The sequence below is a fragment of the Kitasatospora phosalacinea genome, assembly GCF_030268885.1.
Taxonomy (GTDB): domain Bacteria; phylum Actinomycetota; class Actinomycetes; order Streptomycetales; family Streptomycetaceae; genus Kitasatospora; species Kitasatospora phosalacinea_C.
The window spans coordinates 1-17,803 of sequence record NZ_BSSA01000041.1 but is presented as its reverse complement, the minus strand read 5'-3'; the positions used below and the strand labels follow the sequence as shown (position 1 = coordinate 17,803).

Here is a 17,803-nt window from a genome sequence, read left to right as displayed (position 1 = left end):
TAGGTACAGTCGGGAAGGGGGTGACGCGCGGTCAGGAGGCTCCGGGTGCGGGGCCGGGGGCGGAGGCGGGGCCGGGGGCGTTCAGGCGGCGGCGGGTTCGCCGCGGGCGGCCCGGACGGCCGGGGGGACGGCGGAGGGCAGCGCGGCGGACGGGTAGCGGTGCAGCAGGGCGGCGGTGACCGCGTCCGGGTCGACCGGCTTGCCGAGTTCGGTGGTGAACGCCCGCAGGTAGTCGCCGGTCCAGGCGATCGGGTCGGGGACCGCGGCGTCCGCGGGTACGGGGGTGGTCAGGTGGCGGTGGCCCGGGACGGTGCGCAGCGGCTCCAGCGCCGTCATCTCGTCCAGCAGGTCGATCCACGCCTCGCGCTGCGAGGCCAGCGGGGTCGCGGCCAGCCACGGGTGCACGTTCAGCCAGAGCAGCGGGCCGCCGAGCAGCGTCCGGCTGCGGTGCTCCCACAGGTAGTGCAGGTCGGGCAGTCCCAGGGACGCCCCGCGCAGCTCCAGCCGGTGGTCCTCCAGCTCGACGGCGTCACCCTCCAGCGGCTCCAACGCGACCAGGCGGGACGGGAGTTCGTCCCCGAGACCGGCCCAGGCGGCGCGGACCGCGAGGTGCTCGCGCTCGATCCGGTCGCGGACCGGGGGCGGGGCGAGGAAACGGGCCTCCGGGAACGCGTCGCGCAGCACCTCCGCCGCCAGCCAGCAGTCCGGCGCGTGGTGGGGCACCAGGACGGTGCTCAGCCGACGGCCCGAACGCTCCACCTCCCGGGCCAACCGTCGCCCGTCCGAGAGCCGCAACCCCGTGTCGACCAGGACCGAGCGGTGCTGACCGAGGACCAGCACCGCGGTCTTGTGCAGGGAGGGCGCGGGAAGGTCGACCACGCGGAACTCCAGCGGATGCATCGTGCAACCTCCTCCGGGCGGGGACGGCCCCCACACCAGGGTCCGACGGGAGGGCGGTGGGCGCATGCGGGGGGTGGAAGTGCCTGCGGCGGGCTGGGGAGGGGATCGCCTGCGGCGGGCTGAGGGGGGAGCGGCTGGGTTGGGAGGGCGGTGGGCGCATGCGGGGGGCGGGGATCGCCTGCGGCGGGCTGAGGGGGGAGCGGCTGGGTTGGGAGGGGCGGTGGGCGCATGCGGAGGTGGAAGTGCCTGCGGCGGGCTGGGGCGGGGATCGCCTCAGGCAGGTTGGGGGGCGCCTGCGGCGGGTTGGGAGGGGGCCGGTGGGCTGCGGGGGTGGGGTTGCGGTGGGCCGGGGGTGTGGGTGGTGGGTGGCAGCATGGGGGGCATGCGCGGTGGCGGGGTGTTCGTCGGGGAGCTGTTCGGGCGCGGGCGCGAGGAGCCTGCGGACGGCGTCGTGCTGCTGCCGGGGTGGCTGACGGCCGAGGAGCAGCGGGAACTGGTCGCGGCTTGCCGGGAGTGGGCGCGTCCCCCCGCCGGGATGCGCACGGTGGTGCTGCCCGGCGGCGGGGTGATGTCGGTGCGGACGGTCTGCCTGGGCTGGCACTGGTACCCGTACGGCTACGCGCGGACGGTGGTGGACGGGGACGGGGCGCCGGTGAAGCCCTTCCCGGAGCGGCTGGGGGCGCTGGCCCGGCGGGCGGTGGCCGAGGCGTACGGGGAGCGGGCGGGCGCGGTCGCGGGGGCGGCGGGGTTCGCGCCGGACGTCGCGCTGGTGAACCACTACCCGCACGGGGCGCGGATGGGACTGCACCAGGACCGGGAGGAGCGGGTGGACGCCCCCGTGGTGTCGCTGTCGCTGGGGGACGAGTGCGTGTTCCGGCTGGGGAACCCGGAGGGGCGGGGCCGGCCCTGGACGGACCTGCGGCTGTGCAGCGGCGACCTGCTGGTGTTCGGCGGGGCCAGCCGCTTCGCGTACCACGGCGTGGTGCGGACGCTGCCGGGCACCGCCGACCCGGCGCTGGGCCTGACCGGGCGGCTGAACATCACCGTCCGGCAGTCCGGGCTGGAGTAGCCCCCCGCGTGCCGTCCGGCGGTCCGGGCGGGGCGGCCGGGCGCCCGCGCGCCGGGGAGCGGGAATGCCCGGCGGGCGCGGAGACTTGTGCTGGACGGACGAGGCGTTCGGCGGCACACCCCTGCCCGTCGGCCGTCCGTCCGGACGTCCGGAGAGGGAGCGATACATGGGAACCCCCGTCGACCAGCTCGTCGACCTGCTCGACTTGGAGCGGATCGAGCTGAACATCTTCCGCGGCCGCAGTCCGGAGGAGTCGCTGCAGCGCACCTTCGGCGGGCAGGTGGCCGGGCAGGCGCTGGTCGCCGCGGGCCGGACGGTCGAGGAGGACCGGCCGGTGCACTCGCTGCACGCGTACTTCCTGCGCCCCGGCGTGCCCGGCGTGCCGATCGTCTACCAGGTCGAACGGACCAGGGACGGGCGCTCGTTCACCACCCGCCGGGTGCTCGCCATCCAGGGCGGGCGGACGATCTTCGCGCTCACCGCCGACTTCCACCGGCCCGAACCCGGCGGCATCGAGCACCAGTTCCCGATGCCGGACGTCCCCGACCCGGAGAGCCTGCCCAGCGCCCTGGACGAGGTCGGGGCCCGGCTCGGCGAACTGCCCCCGTTCATCAGCCGCCGCCAGCCCTTCGACATCCGCTACGTGAACCGGCTGAAGTGGACGCGAGAGGAGCTCGACGGCGTCGAGGCCCGCAGCGGCGTGTGGCTGCGCACCAACGGCGCGCTGCCCGACGACCCGCTGATCCACGTCTGCGCGCTCACCTACGCCAGCGACATGACGCTGCTGGACGCCGTCCGCGCCCCCGTCGAACCGCTGTGGGGCGAACGGAACTTCGACATGGCCTCGCTGGACCACGCGATGTGGTTCCACCGCCCGTTCCGCGCCGACGACTGGCTGCTGTACCGGCAGGAGTCGCCGATCGCGCACGGCGCCCGCGGCCTGGCCCGCGGCGAGATCTACGACCGCCAGGGGCAGTTGGTGGTCTCGGTGATGCAGGAGGGATTGTTCCGCCCGCTCGCCCGACCCTGAACGGGCCCGCGGGGCACGGGGGTGGTGACCTGACCGAGCTACCGGCGGAAGCGGCCGGGGAGCAGAGCGACTTGGGAGGCAGTCCGATGACCGACACCGCAGCCGAAGCCTGGCAGCGCTGGACGGAGGCCCGGAGCGCCGCGGCCGGCGCGCCGCACGGGCCGCTGGCCCTGACCGGCACCCACTGGCTGGAGCCCGCCCCCGCGGAGGTCCCCGGCCTGCCCGGCCGCTGGTGGGCCGAGGACGGCGCGGTCTGCGCCGAACTGCGCGCCGGGGACGGCGTCCACGTCGAGGGCGAGGGGGCGGGCCGCGAGGCGACCGGCCGCCTCGCGCTGCGCCCCGACACCGACCGGCACCCGCAGAACGCCGTCCTGGGCGACAAGCGGCTGGTCCCGATCGAGCGGGAGGGCGAGCTCGCCCTGCGGGTCTTCGACCCGGACGCCCCCGCCCGGGCCGCGTTCGCGGGCATCTCGGTCTACCCGTACGCCCCCGACTGGGCGGTGCCCGCCGTGTTCACCCCCTTCGCGGACGGCGCGCAGGCCCTGCTGGTGGAGAACGCCGACGGCAGGGCCCGCCCGCTCACCGTCGCCGGGCAGGTCGCGTTCACCCTGGCCGGGCGGCCGCACACGCTCACCGTCAGCGGCACCGGTGCGCCCGACGGCTCGGCCGGGCGGCTCAGCGCCGTCATCGCGGACGGCACCAGCGGCCGGGAGACGTACCGCTTCCGCTTCCTCACGCTGCCCGCGCCCGACGCCGACGGGCACACCGTGCTCGACTTCAACCGGGCGTTCCTGCCGCCCTGCGCGTTCGCCGACCACTTCATCTGCCCGTTCCCGCCGCCCGGCAACCGGCTGGAGGTCGCCGTGGAGGCGGGGGAGCGGCAGGTGGTCACGGTGTGAGCCGGGGCGGGAGCGCGGCCGTCCCGGTTTCTGAGAGCGCTCTCCGGGCGGGACAGCGGGCGGCTAGGCTGCTCGCAGCAGGAACGCGATCACGTGCGTGCGGCTGTGCGCGCGGAGGGTGGAGAGGAGCCCCGGGTGACCGAGTCCGAAGCGGGAGCGGGCGGGCGTCCGACCCTGGAGTCGGTGGCCGAACTGGCCGGCGTCTCCCGGGCCACCGCCTCCCGGGTGGTCAACGGCGGCGCGGGCGTACGGGCGGCGCTGCGCGAGAAGGTCGAACGGGCCGTCGCCGAACTCGGCTACGTGCCCAACCTGGCCGCCCGCACCCTGGTCACCCGGCGCAACCGGGCGATCGCCGTGGTCATCGCCGAACCCGAGGCGCGGTTCTTCTCCGACCCGTTCTTCGCCCAGCACCTGCGCGGCATCAGCCGCGAACTGGCCGCCGCCGACAACCAGATGGTGCTGCTGCTGGCCGAGGACGAACGGGACCACGAGCGGATCGGTCGCTACCTGTCCGGCGGCCACGTCGACGGCGTCCTGCTGTTCTCCCTGCACCGCTCCGACCCCACCCCCGAGACGGTGCACCGCCTCGGCCTGCCCTTCGTCATCGGCGGCCGCCCCGGCTGGCCCGGCGCCGAGTCCGCCCGCGACCTGGTCTACGTCGACAACGACAACCGCGGCGGCGCCCGGCTCGCCGTCCAGCACCTGCGCTCCATCGGCCGCGAGCGCATCGCCACCATCACCGGCCCGCTCGACCAGACCTCCTCCGTCGACCGCCTCGACGGCTACCGCGACCTGCTCCCCGACGGGGACGAGGACCTGATCGCGGTCGGCGACTTCACCGCCGACGGCGGCATCCGCGGCATGAGCGAACTCCTCTCCAGGCGACCCGACCTGGACGCGGTGTTCGTGGCCTCCGACGTGATGGCCTCCGGCGCGATCCGGGTGCTGCGGGCGGCCGGGCGGCGGGTGCCGGAGGACGTCGCGGTGGTGGGCTTCGACGACGTCGAGTCGATCGCGGCCTGGACGGAACCGAGGCTCACCACGATCCGGCAGGAGATCGAGGAGATGGGGCGGCTGATGACGCGGCTGCTGCTGCGACGGCTCAACGACCCGGGGGCGTCGGCGCCGTCGTCGGTGATCATTCCGACGCACCTGGTGGTGCGGGAGTCGGCCTGAGCGGCTGTCGCTCGATCGAGTTCGGTGTCCGCGGGCCCGCGTCCGCTCTCCCGGTCGCCCCGGTCGCCCCGGTCGCCTCGGTCGCCCCGGCCGCCTCCCGGAAGCTGACGACCGCCTCGCCGTTCTCCCGCGCCCATGCGGTGAGCATCCTGATGGGCTCCTCCAGGGTGCGCCCGAGATCGGTCAGGCAGTACTCCACGCGCGGCGGCGCCTCGGCGTACGCGTGCCGCTCGACGAGCCCGTTCGCCTGGAGCCGGCGCAGCGTCTGGGTCAGCACCTTGCGCGAGATGCCGCCGCTCAGCTCGACCAGCTCGCCGTGGCGCAGCGGCCCGTCGGTCAGCGCGAAGAGCGTGACCACGGACCACTTGCTGGCGATGATCTCCATGGCCAGGAGAGCGGGGCAGTCGGCGAGGAAGACTGTTCCGGGGCGCAGGCTCATGGTCCCGAAGGTTACCTGGAGGTACCTGACGGCCGCCTATCGTCGTCGAGGTGCGCACGTCTTCTGCCCGCATCTCGCATGATGGAGGTTCCAGCCGTGTTCGTCTCCCTCGTCGCCGTCACCGTGTTCATGTCGGTGCTCCTCCTGGTGTCGGCCGGGGCCAAGTCCCTGCGGACGCGTCACATCACCGAGCAGATGTCGACGCTCGGAGTGCCGCAGGGCATGATGGCCCTCCTGATCGGCGCTCAGGTCGCGGGCGCGGCAGGTGCGGTCGCCGGACTCCGGTGGGGGCCCGTCGGGATCGCCGCCGCGATCGGCCTGACGCTCTACTTCGCCGGGGCGGTCGCCTCCCACCTGCGCGTCGGCGACCTCAAGGGCGCGCCGCCGGCAGCGGTCCTCACCGTGGTCTCCGTCGCCCTGATCGTGCTGCGCGCCGCCACCCTCTGACGGCGGGTGGCGTCGGCCGGGGCCGGGCCGGTCGGGAGGGGCGGCCGCGGTGGGCGCCGTCAGCCGTCGGGGTGCCGGAAGTGGGCCAGTACGGTGTCCAGGGCGGCCCGTCCGGCCGGGCCCCAGGTGGGTTTGCCGCCCGGGAGGCCGTGCAGGCCCGCGTGGCCGATGCCGAGCAGGACCAGGGCGCGCAGGACGGCCCAGCCGCGGGCGCGGCGGACGGTGGCGGCGGTGGCCTCCGACCGTCCGGCGGGCTGGGCGGCGCGCCAGCGGGCGAGGCAGCGGCGGTCGGCGCCGGGCGGGAGGAGCAGCCAGGCGGCGGAGAGGTCGCAGGCGGGGTCGCCGGTGCCGAGGGAGTCGAAGTCGACGATCCCGCCGAGCGCGCCGTCGACCACCACGACGTTCGCCGGGTGCAGGTCGGAGTGCAGCCACACCGGCGGGCCGGTCCAGGCGGGGGCGGCCAGCGCGTCCGCCCAGAGCGTGCGCAGGTCGTCGGCGCGGACGCCGGGGGCGAGTCCGTGCAGGGTCTGCTCGAACTCGGCGATCCGGCGCTCGACGTCGGCGGCGAGCGGGGCGAGCGGGCCGCAGCGCGGGGTGGTGGCGGGCGCGTCGGCGGGGGCCGGGCGGTGCAGCGCCAGCAGGAAGTCGGCGAGGGCCTCGGCGGAGCGCGGCCCGTGCTCGGGGGCGATCGGGGCGTGGTCGGCGGGCTCGCCCGGCACCCAGGAGAACACCGCCCACGGGTACGGGTACCCGGCGCCCGGCAGGCCGTCGCGCCGCGGCACCGGGACGGGCAGCGGCAGGCGCGGCGCCAGCTCGGGCAGCCAGCGGGTCTCGTTGGCCAGGCAGGCGGGCGTGTGCCTGTCCCGGGGGAGCCGGACGGCGTGCTCCTCGCCGAGCCGCCACATCCGGTTGCCCCAGCCGCCCTCGACCCGGCGCAGCGTCAACTCGGCCAGGTCCGGGTGCTGTTCGCGGAGCAGGGCGCGCACGGTGTCGGCGTCGACGTCGAGTCGGCCGTCGGTGCCGGGTGCCGGGGCGGGCGGTGGCGTGTCCATCGGGGACGACCCTACGCCCCTGCGGTGCGGCGGTTCCCGGGGGGCGTTCCGCCGGTCGTCAGCCGACGACGCGGTAGCTGACCGCCGGGTAGGGGAAGTTGGCCCAGTGCAGGCTGCCGAGGGCGTAGGACAGGTCGTCGGACCGGCCGGGTCGGCCGGTGGTGCAGTCGGCGTTGAAGAAGACCTGGATGTTCGCGGTGGTGAGGTCGACGGCCGAGGCCGCGGCGGTCGGGAGGTCGTGGCAGCCGGTGTCGGTGGTGTCCACGGCGTACTGGGTGCCCGTCAGGTTGCTGCCGGTGGCGAAGTAGGCGACGGCGGCGTGCGGGAGTTCGACGGCCGCCGCGGGCTGGGCGAGGGCGGCGCCGAGCAGCAGGGCCGCTCCGGTGGCGGCGGTCGCGGTGAGGGTCGTGGTGCGGAGGGCGGCCATCGGGGCTCCTTCGTCGCGGGCGTGGGGGCGCGGGTGCTCGGCGCGGTGGCGGTGGGGCCGTGGCGCGAGCAGGTCAGTTACATCTTCAACAACCTCTGGTGGTCCCCGCAAGGCCCCGGCCGGGACGTGCACGGGCCCGCCCGGCCCGCGGCGGACGTGTCGGGTCCGCTGCGGGCCGGGCGGGGTGGTGGGAGGGACGGGATCAGTCGAAGGGGATCCGCAGTACGGAGGCGCTGCCCTGGGACTGCGTGGCACCGGTGCGCAGTTGGGCCGGGGCGTTGCCGAGGGCGGGCCAGACCTCGACCTTGACGGTGCCGTTGCTCAGGTTGGCGAGCGGGGCGCCGGTACTGGACTGCAGGCCCGCGGCGGCCGCGCCGTAGCGCTCCCAGCCGGGGACGGGGTCGGTGGCGAAGTAGCGGTAGGTCTCGGTCCGGTCGACGGTTCCGTTGCCGTCGAAGTCGTAGGAGACGCGGGCCTGTTGGGCGAGGGCGACGGTGGTGCCCGCGTCCACGTACAGGTCGAAGTCGGTGCTGCCGCCGGGTCGGACGGTGCCGGTGAGGTGGTCGATGGTGTACGTCAGCGGCTGGTAGGGCGTGCCGTCGTGGTTGGCGCCGCCGCCGGAGGCGATGGTGCTGCTGGTCGCGCCGGTGCCGTAGGCGGTGGTGAGGGTGCCGCCGGGCTGCAGGTAGAGCGTGTTGGCGCGGGTCTGCGGGGCGGTGGAGGAGGCCGAGGGGGAGGGGGACGGGGAGGCGGACGCGGAGGTGGACGGGGAGGCGGACGGGGACGGGGAGCCGGTGGCGCCGCCGGTGCCGCCGTCGGGCTTGGTGCCGCGTTCGGAGGCGGTGGAGCGGGCCGGGACGGTCAGGGTGTAGCCGTCCGAGAAGCGCACGGTGCGGGCGGCGGTGGTGTAGTTGTGCGCCACGTGGGTGCGGGTGGTGCCGTTGACGAAGACCGCGGCGGTGGGGGTGTCGGCGGTGGTCGCCGGGTCCAGGGTGCCGAGGGTCGCCAGGTTGTAGATCCAGTGGTAGGTGTGGGCCCTGGACTCGCCCTCCTCCGGGGTGTAGCCGCCCTTCCCGGCGTCCCAGTCGGCCTTGGCCGCGGCCGGGTCGGTCAGCGCCTCGGCCTCCCACAGCAGGTCGCGCCAGTCGGTGAACGCGCCGCCGTTGTTGCTCCTCAACTCGGCCAGGTTGGCGGCCAGGTCGTCCTTGCGGCGGGCCAGGTAGAGCGAACCCGAGGTGACGGGGAGGAAGTTGATGCCGTGGATCATGCCGGGCGCGGCCGTCCACCAGGTGGAGTAGGCGGCGCCGGAGCCCCAGACCATGCCGACGGTGGAGTGCTGGAAGGAGGACGGGAAGACCTGGTGGTCGGCGTCGAACCAGTACTGCTGAACGGAGTTGGCCTCGGTGGTGTACAGGTAGACGCCGAGGTCGCGCAGCGAGGTGTCGCCGGTCGCGGCGCCGAACAGCAGCAGTCCGGCGCTGAAGTTCAGCGACTCGGAGGAGGACTCCTCGTTGTTGCCCGCGGCGAACCCGGCGTGGCCGGAGGCCCAGCCGTGGCCCTCGTACGGGTCGAAGTTGCGCAGCCAGGGGAAGCGGGCGTCGGTGCGGTCGGTGTTGGCGGCGTCCTTGGCCAGCAGCTTGACCATGCCGCCCCACTGGCTGTCCGCCGCCCAGGCGGTGTCGTAGCGGGCGACGGTGGCGGCGGCCTGCACGAAGTAGCCGTAGTGGAAGTGGTGGTCGTTGAGTTCGGCGTCGGTGCCGTAGGAGGCCGGGTAGCCGATCAGGGTCTTCCAGGTGGAGTCGTACGCGAAGCCGGGTGACCCGGTGCCCGCGAACCAGGTCTGCAGCTTGCCCTTCATCAGTCCGAGCAGCTTGTCGCGGGCCGCGGTGTCGCCCAGCTGGTCGGCGATCGGCACCAGTTGGGCCATCCGGCCGAGCGCCTTGCCGACCCAGTAGGTGTCGGTGGCGCCGCTGAACGGGTCGCCCGCGTCGGAGACCTGGTGCAGGTAGGCGTCCAGCGCGGTGCGGTCGTACGCGCCGACGTCGGGCAGCGAGGGCAGCACGCCGGTGACGGTCTGCACGGTGGAGAAGGACGAGCCCTGGCGGACCTTCATGGGGCCGCGCGGCGAGACGTAGCCCAGCGTCGTGAGGGCGTCCGGGGTGGCCTGCCACTGCTGCGGGTAGAGCGCGAGCAGGGTGCCGGTGCCGGTGCCCTCCTGGGCGGTGGTGGTGGCGGTGAAGGTGGTGGTGAGCCTGCCCGCGGCCTGGTCGTAGTTCCAGCCGACCCTGGTGTCGGTGACGAAGTTGTAGGCGTAGCTGCGGAACTGCGCGAGGTCGGCGGCGGAGGGCAGCAGCGCGACCGAGTAGTAGTCCTTGCTGCCGAGGTTCGCGGTCAGGGTGGTGCCGTTGACGCTCCAGCTGCTGCCGGTGGGCGCGAACAGGCCGTAGTGGTGGCCGCCCACGGTGATGCCGAGCACGCTGCCCTGGTTGCTGAAGACGGTGGGCGCCGAGGCGGTGGTGACCTGCGCGGCGCCGCCGGTGGCGTGCGCGTACACGTACGGCAGGCCGTGGCCGACGGTGGCGCTGAAGGTGTGCGCGCCGTCCGCCCAGTACGGGGTGACCGTCCAGTCGGACCAGCCGTCGACCTTGGTGTCGGGGGAGTTCAGGCCGGCCACGCCGAGGGTGAGGTCCCGGGTGTGGGTGTAGTCGTACTGGCGGCTGTCGGAGGTGACGGTCGGCACGGTCGGGTAGCCGACCTCCAGGCCCGCGGCCTGGGCCTTGAAGGTCATCGGGTGGGCGTACAGGTTCTCCGAGTACGGGTTGCCCGCGTAGCGCTGGTAGATCAGCGAGGACCACCAGTCGTTGGTCGGGGCAGCCTGCCCGGCCATCCGGGCGGTGACCTTCGGGGCGACGGGCGCGCCGTCGGAGTTGCTCGGGCCGACCGTGCCGGCCGGGCGGGTGTCGGTGTAGCCGCCGAGTCCGACCCGGACGGTGGCGGCGGAGGCGCTGCCGGCGCCCAGGGCCGCCGTCAGCGTGGCCGCGGCGGCCAGCGCCAGGGTGGTCAGGGCGGCCGTGGGGCCGCGCAGGGAGCGGAGCTTCATGATCGTGTCCACCTTGAGTGGGGGCGGGGTGGTGCCTTATGAGAGCGCTCTCAGCCAGCGGACCGTATTGGCGGCCCCGAAGGGGTGTCAACCGCTCCGACACACACTGATGCGTTCAGAAAACGAATGCCCAGGTCGGCGTCCTCCGGAGATTACGTTCAGGTTTCGAGGGCTTGACGGGCGAACTTCCGTCCCGGCAGTCTCTCGGCATCGGTTGAGAGCGCTCTCAGGAACGGGGCGTCCGCCGATCGGCACAGCTCCCTCTTCTGCACTCCACCCACGCTCCCGCCCCGCCTGGAGGCATTCGCATGGCTACCCCGAGAGTCCGCCGCTCCACCGCTGTCCTGGGCAGCACCGTCCTGGCCACCGCGCTCCTGCTCAGCGCCTGCAGCTCCGGCGGCAGCGGGTCCAAGGACTCCGCCGACGGCAAGGTGACCATCACGGTGGACCTGTTCGGCACCTTCGGGTTCAAGGAGGCCGGGCTCTACGACGAGTACATGAAGCTCCACCCGAACGTCACCATCAAGCAGACCGACACCCAGGACGAGGGCCAGTACTGGCAGGCGCTGCAGACCAAGCTCGCGGGCGGCGGCGGCCTCGCCGACATCCAGGGCCTGGAGGTCGGCCGGGTGGCCAGCGTGGTGCAGAAGCAGGCCGACAAGTTCACCGACCTCAAGACCCTCGGCCTCGGCGACGTCAACGACGGCCTGGTCCCCTGGAAGGGCGCCGCGGTCAAGACCGCGGACGGCAAGGTGCTCGGCGCGGGCACCGACATCGGCCCCGAGGCGATCTGCTACCGCACCGACCTGTTCAAGGCCGCCGGACTGCCCACCGACCGCACCGAGCTCGCGCAGAAGTGGTCCACCTGGCAGGGCTACCTCGACCTCGGCAAGCAGTACGCCGCCAAGGCCGAGGCGGGCAACGCCTGGACCGACAGCGCCGCGGGCATGTTCACCGCCGAGGTCGGCCAGCAGAAGGTCCGCTACTCCGACGAGTCCGGCAAGGCCGTCTACGACAGCAGCCCGGCCGTGAAGACCGCGTGGAGCGACGCCACCGCGCTGGTCGCCGACGGCCTGTCCGCCAAGCTCGCCCAGTGGACCCCCGAGTGGAACAAGGCGTTCTCCACCGGCAAGTTCGCCACCCTCTCCTGCCCCGCCTGGATGATCGGCTACATCAAGGGCCAGGCGGGCGACACCGGCGCGGGCAAGTGGGACATCGCCCCCGGCCCCGGCAAGACCGGCAACTGGGGCGGCTCCTACCTGGCCGTCCCGCGCACCGCCAAGCACCCCAAGGAGGCCGCCGAGCTGATCAAGTGGCTGACCGCCAAGGAGCAGCAGGCCACCCTGTTCACCAAGCAGGGCTCCTTCCCCTCCTCGACGGGCGCGCAGCAGGCCATCAAGGACGTCACCGACCCGTACTTCAACAACGCGCCGATCGGCCAGATCTTCAGCGAGTCGGCCAACGCCATGCCCGCCCAGGTGCTCGGCACCGACGACGGCGTGATCGGCAAGGCGTTCACCGACGCCCTCGGCGAGGTCGAGCGCACCGGCACCGCGCCCGACACCGCCTGGAAGCACGCCCTGGACAACGTCAAGAAGGCCAACGGCAACTGACGGTACGTCAGCTCAGGTAGTCACCTCGGGCAGCCCGCCCCGCCGCCCCCGTGGCGGCGGGGCCGGGCGGCCCCCGTCGAAGGACCCCGCCCATGGCCCTCAGCTCCACCGCCCGGCTGCCCGCCGCGAAGCCCGGCGAGCCCGCCCGGCCCGCCAGGCGGCCCGGCCGACTGCGCCGCCGGATCGCCCCGTACGGCTTCCTCGCCCCGTTCTTCGGGCTGTTCGCCGCGTTCGGGCTCTTCCCGCTGCTGTACACCGCCTGGGTGTCGCTGCACCGGGTCGAGCTGCAGACCTCCGACCGGATGGACTGGCTCGGCCTCCAGAACTACAGCCGACTGCTCTCCGACCCGTTCTTCTGGAACGCGCTGCGCAACACCTTCACCATCGGCGTGCTCTCCACCGTCCCGCAGCTGCTGATGGCCCTGGGCCTGGCCCACCTGCTCAACTACAAGCTCCGCGGCCGCACCTTCTTCCGCGTCGCGATGCTGATGCCGTACGCCACCTCGGTCGCCGCCGCGACCCTGGTCTTCGCCCAACTCTTCGGCCGCGACTACGGGTTGATCAACTGGGTGCTCAGCAGCACCGGGCTGAACCCGGTCGACTGGCAGGCCGACACCTGGGCCTCCCAGTTCGGCGTCTCGGCGATCGTCACCTGGCGCTGGACCGGCTACAACGCACTGATCTACCTGGCCGGCATGCAGTCCATCCCCGGCGAACTCTACGAGTCCGCGGCCGTCGACGGCGCCTCGCGCTGGCAGCAGTTCCGGCACGTCACCGTCCCCGGGCTGCGCCCCACCATCGTCTTCACCGTGGTCGTCTCCACCATCGGCGCGACCCAGCTGTTCGGCGAACCCCTGCTGTACGAGGGCAACTCCGGCGGCGGCATCTCGCACCAGTACCAGACCCTCGGCCTGTACCTGTACGAGCAGGGCTGGACGTTCTTCCACCTCGGCCGGGCCGCCGCCGTGGCCTGGGTGATGTTCCTGCTGATCGTGCTGCTCGCCCTGCTCAACGCGGCGATCGCCGCCCGCCGCAACCGTACGGACCGGTGACCCGATGACCCACGCGACCACTCAGGTACTCGACAAGTCCGTTGCCGCGCCGCGCAGTTCCGCGCGCAAGGCGCGCTCGCCGCTGCACGGCGGGCCGCTCGCCTACGCGGTGCTGATCGGCGCCACCCTGCTGGCCGTCTTCCCGTTCTACTGGACGCTGGTCGCCGCCAGCCGCTCCAACTCCGAACTCAGCTCCGCCACGCCTGCGTTGACCCCCGGACCGAACCTGTTCCACAACATCGGCGAGGCCCTGCAGCAGGCCGAGATCGGCAAGGCGTTGCTCAACTCGCTGATCGTGGCGAGCGTGGTCACCGCCGGAGTGGTGCTCTCCTCCACCCTCGCCGGGTTCGCCTTCGCCAAGCTGCGCTTCCGCGGCCGCGGCGCCCTGCTCGCGCTCACCGTGGGCACCATGATGATCCCGCCGCAGCTCGGCGTGATCCCGCTGTTCATGGTGATCGTCAAGCTCGACCTGCAGAACAAGCTGCCCTCGGTGATCCTGCCCTCGCTGGTCTCCGCGTTCGGCGTCTTCTTCATGCGCCAGTACCTGGTGCAGGCCCTGCCGGACGAACTCGTCGAGGCCGGGCGGATGGACGGCGCCTCGCTGCTGCGGATCTTCCGCTCGATCGTGCTGCCCGTCGCCCGCCCCGGCATGGCCGTGCTCGGCATGCTCACCTTCATGGCCACCTGGAACGACTTCTTCTGGCCGATCGTCGCCCTCAGCTCCCAGAACCCCACCGTCCAGGTCGCGTTGAAGTCGCTCGGCCAGGGCTACGTCCCCGACCAGTCCGTGGTGATGGCCGGCACCCTGATCGGCACCCTGCCCGTCCTGGTGGTGTTCGGCCTGCTCGGCCGGCAGATCGTCGGCGGCATCATGCAGGGCGCCGTCAAGGGCTGACCCGTCGTGGCGCCCGATGGGACGACACACCCTCAACTCCTTTGGATGGAACGCGACATGACCGTCGAGACTCTTCCCGTGACCACTGCCTCCACTGCCTCCGCCGCCCCCGCCCGCTTCCCGGCCGGATTCGTCTGGGGCGCCGCCACCGCCGCGTACCAGATCGAGGGCGCCGCCGACCAGGACGGCCGCACCCCGTCCATCTGGGACACCTTCTCCCGCCGCCCCGGCGCCGTCCGCAACGGCGACACCGGCGACATCGCCGCCGACCACTACCACCGCTACCGCGACGACGTCGCCCTGATGTCCGAACTCGGGCTGCGCGCCTACCGGTTCTCGCTCGCCTGGCCGCGCGTCCAGCCCGGCGGCCGCGGCCCCGCCAACGAGGCCGGACTCGACTTCTACGACCGCCTGGTCGACGAACTCCTCGGCGCCGGGATCACCCCCGTCGCCACCCTCTACCACTGGGACCTGCCCCAGGAGCTGGAGGACGCGGGCGGCTGGACCGACCGCGGCACCGCGTACCGCTTCGCCGAGTACGCGGGCATCGCGGCCCGCCGCCTCGGCGACCGCATCCCCACCTGGACCACCCTCAACGAGCCCTGGTGCAGCGCCTTCCTCGGCTACGGCAACGGCGTCCACGCCCCCGGCCGCACCGACCACGCCGCCGCCCTGGCCGCCCACCACCACCTGCTGCTCGCCCACGGCCTCGGCGCCGCCGCGCTGCGCGCCGAACTCCCCGACACCGCCCAGGTCTCGCTCACCCTCAACCTGGCCGCCGTCCGCCCGCTGTCCACCGACCCCGCCGACCTCGACGCCGCCCGCCGGATCGACGGCCTCGCCAACCGGATCTTCCTCGACCCGGTGTTCCGCGGCAGCTACCCCGAGGACGTCCTCGCCGACACCGCGCACGTCACCGACTGGTCCTTCGTCCGCGACGGCGACCTCGCCGAGATCTCCCGCCCCATCGACTCGCTGGGCATCAACTACTACACGCCCACCGTCGTCGCCGCCGAGGAGCACTCGGAGACCGCCGCGGACGGCCCGCGCGGCGACGGCCACCAGGGCGGCAGCCCCTGGCCCGCCGACCAGGGCATCCGCTTCCTGCCCGCCCCCGGCACCCGCACCGCCATGGGCTGGCCGGTCGACGCCGACGGCCTGTACGAACTCCTCACCCGGCTGCGCGACGACCTGCCCGGCGTCCCGCTGCTGGTCACCGAGAACGGCGCCGCCTACGAGGACTACACCGACCCCACCGGAGCCGTCCACGACCCCGAGCGGATCGACTACCTGCACAGCCACCTCGCCGCCGTGCACCGCGCCATCACCGACGGCGCCCCCGTCCGCGGCTACTTCCTGTGGTCGCTGCTCGACAACTACGAATGGGCGTACGGCTACAGCAAGCGCTTCGGCATCGTGCACGTGGACTTCGCCAGCCAGCGCCGCACCCCCAAGGACAGCGCGCACTGGTACGCCCGGGTGATCCGGGACGGGGCGCTGCCGCAGTAGCGGCGGCGGGGCGCGGGGCGGCTCAGGCCCCGGGCGGCGGGGTCGTGAACGTGGTGGCGAACTCCGCGGCGAACGCGGCGAACGAGCGGGCCGGGCGGCCGGTCAGCTTCTCCACGTCCGGGCTGACGTCCGCGGCCCGGCCCGCCGCGTAGTAGCCGTACAGCTCGACCAGGCCCTCCGCGTTCCACCGCGGGTACCCGGCGCCGACCAGCGACTCCAGCGCCTGCTCCGGGCTCGGCGACACGTACCGCACCGGGTGGCCGACCGTCTCCGCCAGGACCTCCGCCAGCGCGTCGTGGGTCAGCGAGTCGGGCCCGGTCAGCGTGTACACCGCGCCCTGGTGGCCGTCCTCGACCAGGACCGCCACCGCGGCCGCCGCCACGTCCCGGGCGTCCACGTACGAGACCGCGCCCCGGCCGCCCGGGACCGCGAGGACGCCCGTGCGGACCGAGGCCGCCATGCCCAGGAAGTTCTGGAAGAAACCGTTCGGCGTCAGCACCGTCCACGGCAGGCCGCTGGCCCGCAGGTGCGCGAAACCGGCCACGTGCGCGTCCACGAAGCGCGCCCCGGTCGGACCGCCGTCCGCGCCCGCCGCCGCGTGCAGCACCACCCGCGGCCGACCGCCCGAACGCACCGCCGCGTCGATCACGTTCCGCTCGTGCTCCACCATCGCCGACTGCGCGGCCACCAGCAGGTACACCGTCTCCGCGCCCGCCAGCGCCGCGTCCAGCGAGGCCGGGTCGGCGAAGTCCGCGACCACCGCCTCGACCCCGGCGTCCCACCCGGCCGGCACCGAGGCCGCGTCCCGGACCAGCGCCCGCACCGGCACCCCGCGCTCCCGCAGGCCGCCGACCACCGCCGAGCCCACCGTCCCGGTCGCACCCGTCACCACGATCATGACTTCTCCCTGGTTCCTCCGTCCCGTCCGCTGACGTGACGTCAGATCAAAGATCCGGTCAACCCGCCCTGTGATCAAGGCCGTTCCGGCACACAATCCAGTAGCCGTACTCATCGATTAGCCGCGGCCGAGCCGGGCCCGGACGGGGTGGACCCGGTCGGACCCGGCTCGGCCGGACCGAACGAACCCGGGGGTGCAACGCCGGTGGACCTCACCGAGATCGAGACCTTCCTCGCCCTGGCCGAGGAACTCCACTTCGGGCGCACCGCCGAGCGGCTGCACCTGTCCCAGTCCCGGGTCAGCCAGCTCATCCGCTCCCTGGAACGGCGCATCGGCGCACCCCTGTTCACCCGCACCAGCCGCCGCGTCGCGCTCACCCCGCTCGGCGCCCACGCCCACCGCACCCTCGGTGAGGCCCACCGCGGCCTGCGCCGCAGCTACGACGAGGCCGTGGCCATCGCCCGCGGCGTCACCGGCACCCTGCGCCTGGGGTTCCTCGGCTGCCTCAACGGGCCGCCGCTCACCGACACCGTCGCCGCCTTCACCCGCCGCCACCCCGCCTGCCGGGTCGACGTCACCGAAGTGCCCTGGGCCGAGCCGTACGCCGCGCTGCTGGGCGGCGAGGTCGACCTGCTGCTCACCCTGCTGCCGGTCGACGAGCCGGGCCTCACCGTCGGCACCGTGCTGGTCTCCCACCCGCGGGTGCTCGCCCTGCGCGCCGACCACCCGCTCGCGGCCCGGAGCGGGATCGACGTCGAGGAACTCGCCGACTGGCCCGTCCTCGACTGCCCCGCCGAGACCCCCGACACCCTCCGGCACGCCGTCACCCCGCCGTTCACCCCCCGCGGCCGCCCGCTGCGGCGCCGCCCCGGCGGGCGCACCTACCAGGAGGCGCTGCACCTGCTCGCGGTCAGCGACACCGTCTGGCCCACCCACCGCGGCCTGTTCCTCGGCCACCGGCACCCCCGGGTCCTGGCCCGCCCGCTCACCGGCCTGCCCGCCGCGAACGGCGCCCTGGTCTGGCGCGAGGACACCGGCACCGCGAAGGTGCACGCCTTCGCGGCGTTCGCGGCGGAGCTGGCGGGGGTGGCCTGAGCGGCGTCCGGCTCCCTCGTCGTGCAGTGGAGTCGACCGGTCCGGAAAATGCGGTGACGGTGGCGGCGGGACGTCCCTAGGGCGTGTTTTGAAAGTGCTGATCACAGCCGATCGTTGATGGCTGCGACCAGCACGGTCCTGGTGTCGCGATGGCTCCGTGCCGCGAGCCCGGCCCGCAAAAGAACGCGACACCGCGCGCGGG

At 73.9% G+C, this 17,803-nt stretch carries 16 protein-coding genes; 10 read left to right on the top strand and 6 right to left on the bottom strand.

Features of this window, described 5'->3' with window-relative positions; genetic code table 11:
• Positions 1 to 81: 81 nt before the first annotated feature.
• The gene (locus QSK52_RS35805; RefSeq protein WP_285740445.1) at positions 82 to 900 is read right to left on the bottom strand and encodes an MBL fold metallo-hydrolase; all 819 of its coding nucleotides are present in this window, start codon (positions 898 to 900) and stop codon (positions 82 to 84) included.
• Between the two features lie 373 nt (positions 901 to 1,273).
• Between QSK52_RS35805 and QSK52_RS35800 the strand changes: the two genes are divergently transcribed.
• From QSK52_RS35800 to QSK52_RS35785, 4 genes are all read left to right on the top strand, one after another.
• On the top strand, positions 1,274 to 1,969 hold the full coding sequence (locus QSK52_RS35800; protein WP_435053454.1) for an alpha-ketoglutarate-dependent dioxygenase AlkB family protein: 696 nt from the start codon (positions 1,274 to 1,276) through the stop codon (positions 1,967 to 1,969).
• A gap of 166 nt (positions 1,970 to 2,135) precedes the next feature.
• Complete coding sequence (locus tag QSK52_RS35795; protein ID WP_285740443.1) at positions 2,136 to 2,999, top strand: acyl-CoA thioesterase; 864 nt, start codon at positions 2,136 to 2,138, stop codon at positions 2,997 to 2,999.
• 86 nt (positions 3,000 to 3,085) lie between these two features.
• Positions 3,086 to 3,898: a DUF1684 domain-containing protein gene (locus QSK52_RS35790; RefSeq protein WP_285740442.1), complete on the top strand. Its 813-nt coding sequence runs from the start codon at positions 3,086 to 3,088 to the stop codon at positions 3,896 to 3,898.
• A 135-nt stretch (positions 3,899 to 4,033) separates the two neighbouring features.
• Positions 4,034 to 5,074: a LacI family DNA-binding transcriptional regulator gene (locus QSK52_RS35785; RefSeq protein WP_285740441.1), complete on the top strand. Its 1,041-nt coding sequence runs from the start codon at positions 4,034 to 4,036 to the stop codon at positions 5,072 to 5,074.
• On the opposite strand, the gene QSK52_RS35780 is transcribed toward QSK52_RS35785, so the two are convergent.
• A complete protein-coding gene (locus QSK52_RS35780; protein WP_435053453.1) occupies positions 5,037 to 5,513 on the bottom strand; it encodes a winged helix-turn-helix transcriptional regulator in 477 nt (158 codons plus the stop codon). The genes QSK52_RS35785 and QSK52_RS35780 overlap by 38 nt on opposite strands.
• A 96-nt stretch (positions 5,514 to 5,609) precedes the next feature.
• Between QSK52_RS35780 and QSK52_RS35775 the strand changes: the two genes are divergently transcribed.
• Positions 5,610 to 5,960 (top strand): DoxX family protein, encoded by a 351-nt coding sequence (locus tag QSK52_RS35775; protein WP_285740440.1) that lies wholly within the window; start codon positions 5,610 to 5,612, stop codon positions 5,958 to 5,960.
• 59 nt (positions 5,961 to 6,019) lie between these two features.
• On the opposite strand, the gene QSK52_RS35770 is transcribed toward QSK52_RS35775, so the two are convergent.
• The 3 genes from QSK52_RS35770 to QSK52_RS35760 form a co-directional block, all read right to left on the bottom strand.
• Entirely contained in the window at positions 6,020 to 7,012 is a 993-nt protein-coding gene (locus tag QSK52_RS35770; protein ID WP_285740439.1) for an aminoglycoside phosphotransferase family protein, read from the bottom strand.
• Between the two features lie 58 nt (positions 7,013 to 7,070).
• Positions 7,071 to 7,439, bottom strand: coding sequence for a hypothetical protein (locus QSK52_RS35765; protein ID WP_285740438.1), 369 nt, complete (start codon positions 7,437 to 7,439; stop codon positions 7,071 to 7,073).
• Between the two features lie 202 nt (positions 7,440 to 7,641).
• Entirely contained in the window at positions 7,642 to 10,539 is a 2,898-nt protein-coding gene (locus QSK52_RS35760) for a glycosyl hydrolase (protein ID WP_285740437.1), read from the bottom strand.
• A 308-nt stretch (positions 10,540 to 10,847) separates the two neighbouring features.
• On the opposite strand from QSK52_RS35760, the gene QSK52_RS35755 reads away from it, so the two are divergent.
• From QSK52_RS35755 to QSK52_RS35740, 4 genes are all read left to right on the top strand, one after another.
• Positions 10,848 to 12,152 (top strand): ABC transporter substrate-binding protein, encoded by a 1,305-nt coding sequence (locus QSK52_RS35755; RefSeq protein WP_285740436.1) that lies wholly within the window; start codon positions 10,848 to 10,850, stop codon positions 12,150 to 12,152.
• A 92-nt stretch (positions 12,153 to 12,244) separates the two neighbouring features.
• Complete coding sequence (locus tag QSK52_RS35750; protein ID WP_285740435.1) at positions 12,245 to 13,204, top strand: carbohydrate ABC transporter permease; 960 nt, start codon at positions 12,245 to 12,247, stop codon at positions 13,202 to 13,204.
• Between the two features lie 4 nt (positions 13,205 to 13,208).
• Positions 13,209 to 14,099 (top strand): carbohydrate ABC transporter permease, encoded by an 891-nt coding sequence (locus tag QSK52_RS35745; protein ID WP_285740434.1) that lies wholly within the window; start codon positions 13,209 to 13,211, stop codon positions 14,097 to 14,099.
• Positions 14,100 to 14,156: 57 nt separating this feature from the next.
• Positions 14,157 to 15,608 (top strand): GH1 family beta-glucosidase, encoded by a 1,452-nt coding sequence (locus QSK52_RS35740; RefSeq protein ID WP_435053451.1) that lies wholly within the window; start codon positions 14,157 to 14,159, stop codon positions 15,606 to 15,608.
• Positions 15,609 to 15,630: 22 nt separating this feature from the next.
• Here QSK52_RS35740 and QSK52_RS35735 read toward each other — a convergent pair whose 3' ends face one another.
• Entirely contained in the window at positions 15,631 to 16,506 is an 876-nt protein-coding gene (locus QSK52_RS35735; RefSeq protein WP_285740432.1) for an NmrA family NAD(P)-binding protein, read from the bottom strand.
• Between the two features lie 204 nt (positions 16,507 to 16,710).
• On the opposite strand from QSK52_RS35735, the gene QSK52_RS35730 reads away from it, so the two are divergent.
• A complete protein-coding gene (locus QSK52_RS35730) occupies positions 16,711 to 17,601 on the top strand; it encodes a LysR family transcriptional regulator (protein ID WP_285740431.1) in 891 nt (296 codons plus the stop codon).
• The last annotated feature ends 202 nt before the right edge of the window (positions 17,602 to 17,803 follow it).

Bases quoted from the DNA above. Each gene is read 5' to 3' on its own strand.
- QSK52_RS35805 (WP_285740445.1), bottom strand. From the start codon at position 900: ATGCATCCGCTGGAGTTCCGCGTGGTCGACCTTCCCGCGCCCTCCCTG.
- QSK52_RS35800 (WP_435053454.1), top strand. From the start codon at position 1,274: ATGGGGGGCATGCGCGGTGGCGGGGTGTTCGTCGGGGAGCTGTTCGGG.
- QSK52_RS35795 (WP_285740443.1), top strand. From the start codon at position 2,136: ATGGGAACCCCCGTCGACCAGCTCGTCGACCTGCTCGACTTGGAGCGG.
- QSK52_RS35790 (WP_285740442.1), top strand. From the start codon at position 3,086: ATGACCGACACCGCAGCCGAAGCCTGGCAGCGCTGGACGGAGGCCCGG.
- QSK52_RS35780 (WP_435053453.1), bottom strand. From the start codon at position 5,513: ATGAGCCTGCGCCCCGGAACAGTCTTCCTCGCCGACTGCCCCGCTCTC.
- QSK52_RS35770 (WP_285740439.1), bottom strand. From the start codon at position 7,012: ATGGACACGCCACCGCCCGCCCCGGCACCCGGCACCGACGGCCGACTC.
- QSK52_RS35765 (WP_285740438.1), bottom strand. From the start codon at position 7,439: ATGGCCGCCCTCCGCACCACGACCCTCACCGCGACCGCCGCCACCGGA.
- QSK52_RS35760 (WP_285740437.1), bottom strand. From the start codon at position 10,539: ATGAAGCTCCGCTCCCTGCGCGGCCCCACGGCCGCCCTGACCACCCTG.
- QSK52_RS35755 (WP_285740436.1), top strand. From the start codon at position 10,848: ATGGCTACCCCGAGAGTCCGCCGCTCCACCGCTGTCCTGGGCAGCACC.
- QSK52_RS35750 (WP_285740435.1), top strand. From the start codon at position 12,245: ATGGCCCTCAGCTCCACCGCCCGGCTGCCCGCCGCGAAGCCCGGCGAG.
- QSK52_RS35745 (WP_285740434.1), top strand. From the start codon at position 13,209: ATGACCCACGCGACCACTCAGGTACTCGACAAGTCCGTTGCCGCGCCG.
- QSK52_RS35740 (WP_435053451.1), top strand. From the start codon at position 14,157: ATGACCGTCGAGACTCTTCCCGTGACCACTGCCTCCACTGCCTCCGCC.
- QSK52_RS35735 (WP_285740432.1), bottom strand. From the start codon at position 16,506: ATGATCGTGGTGACGGGTGCGACCGGGACGGTGGGCTCGGCGGTGGTC.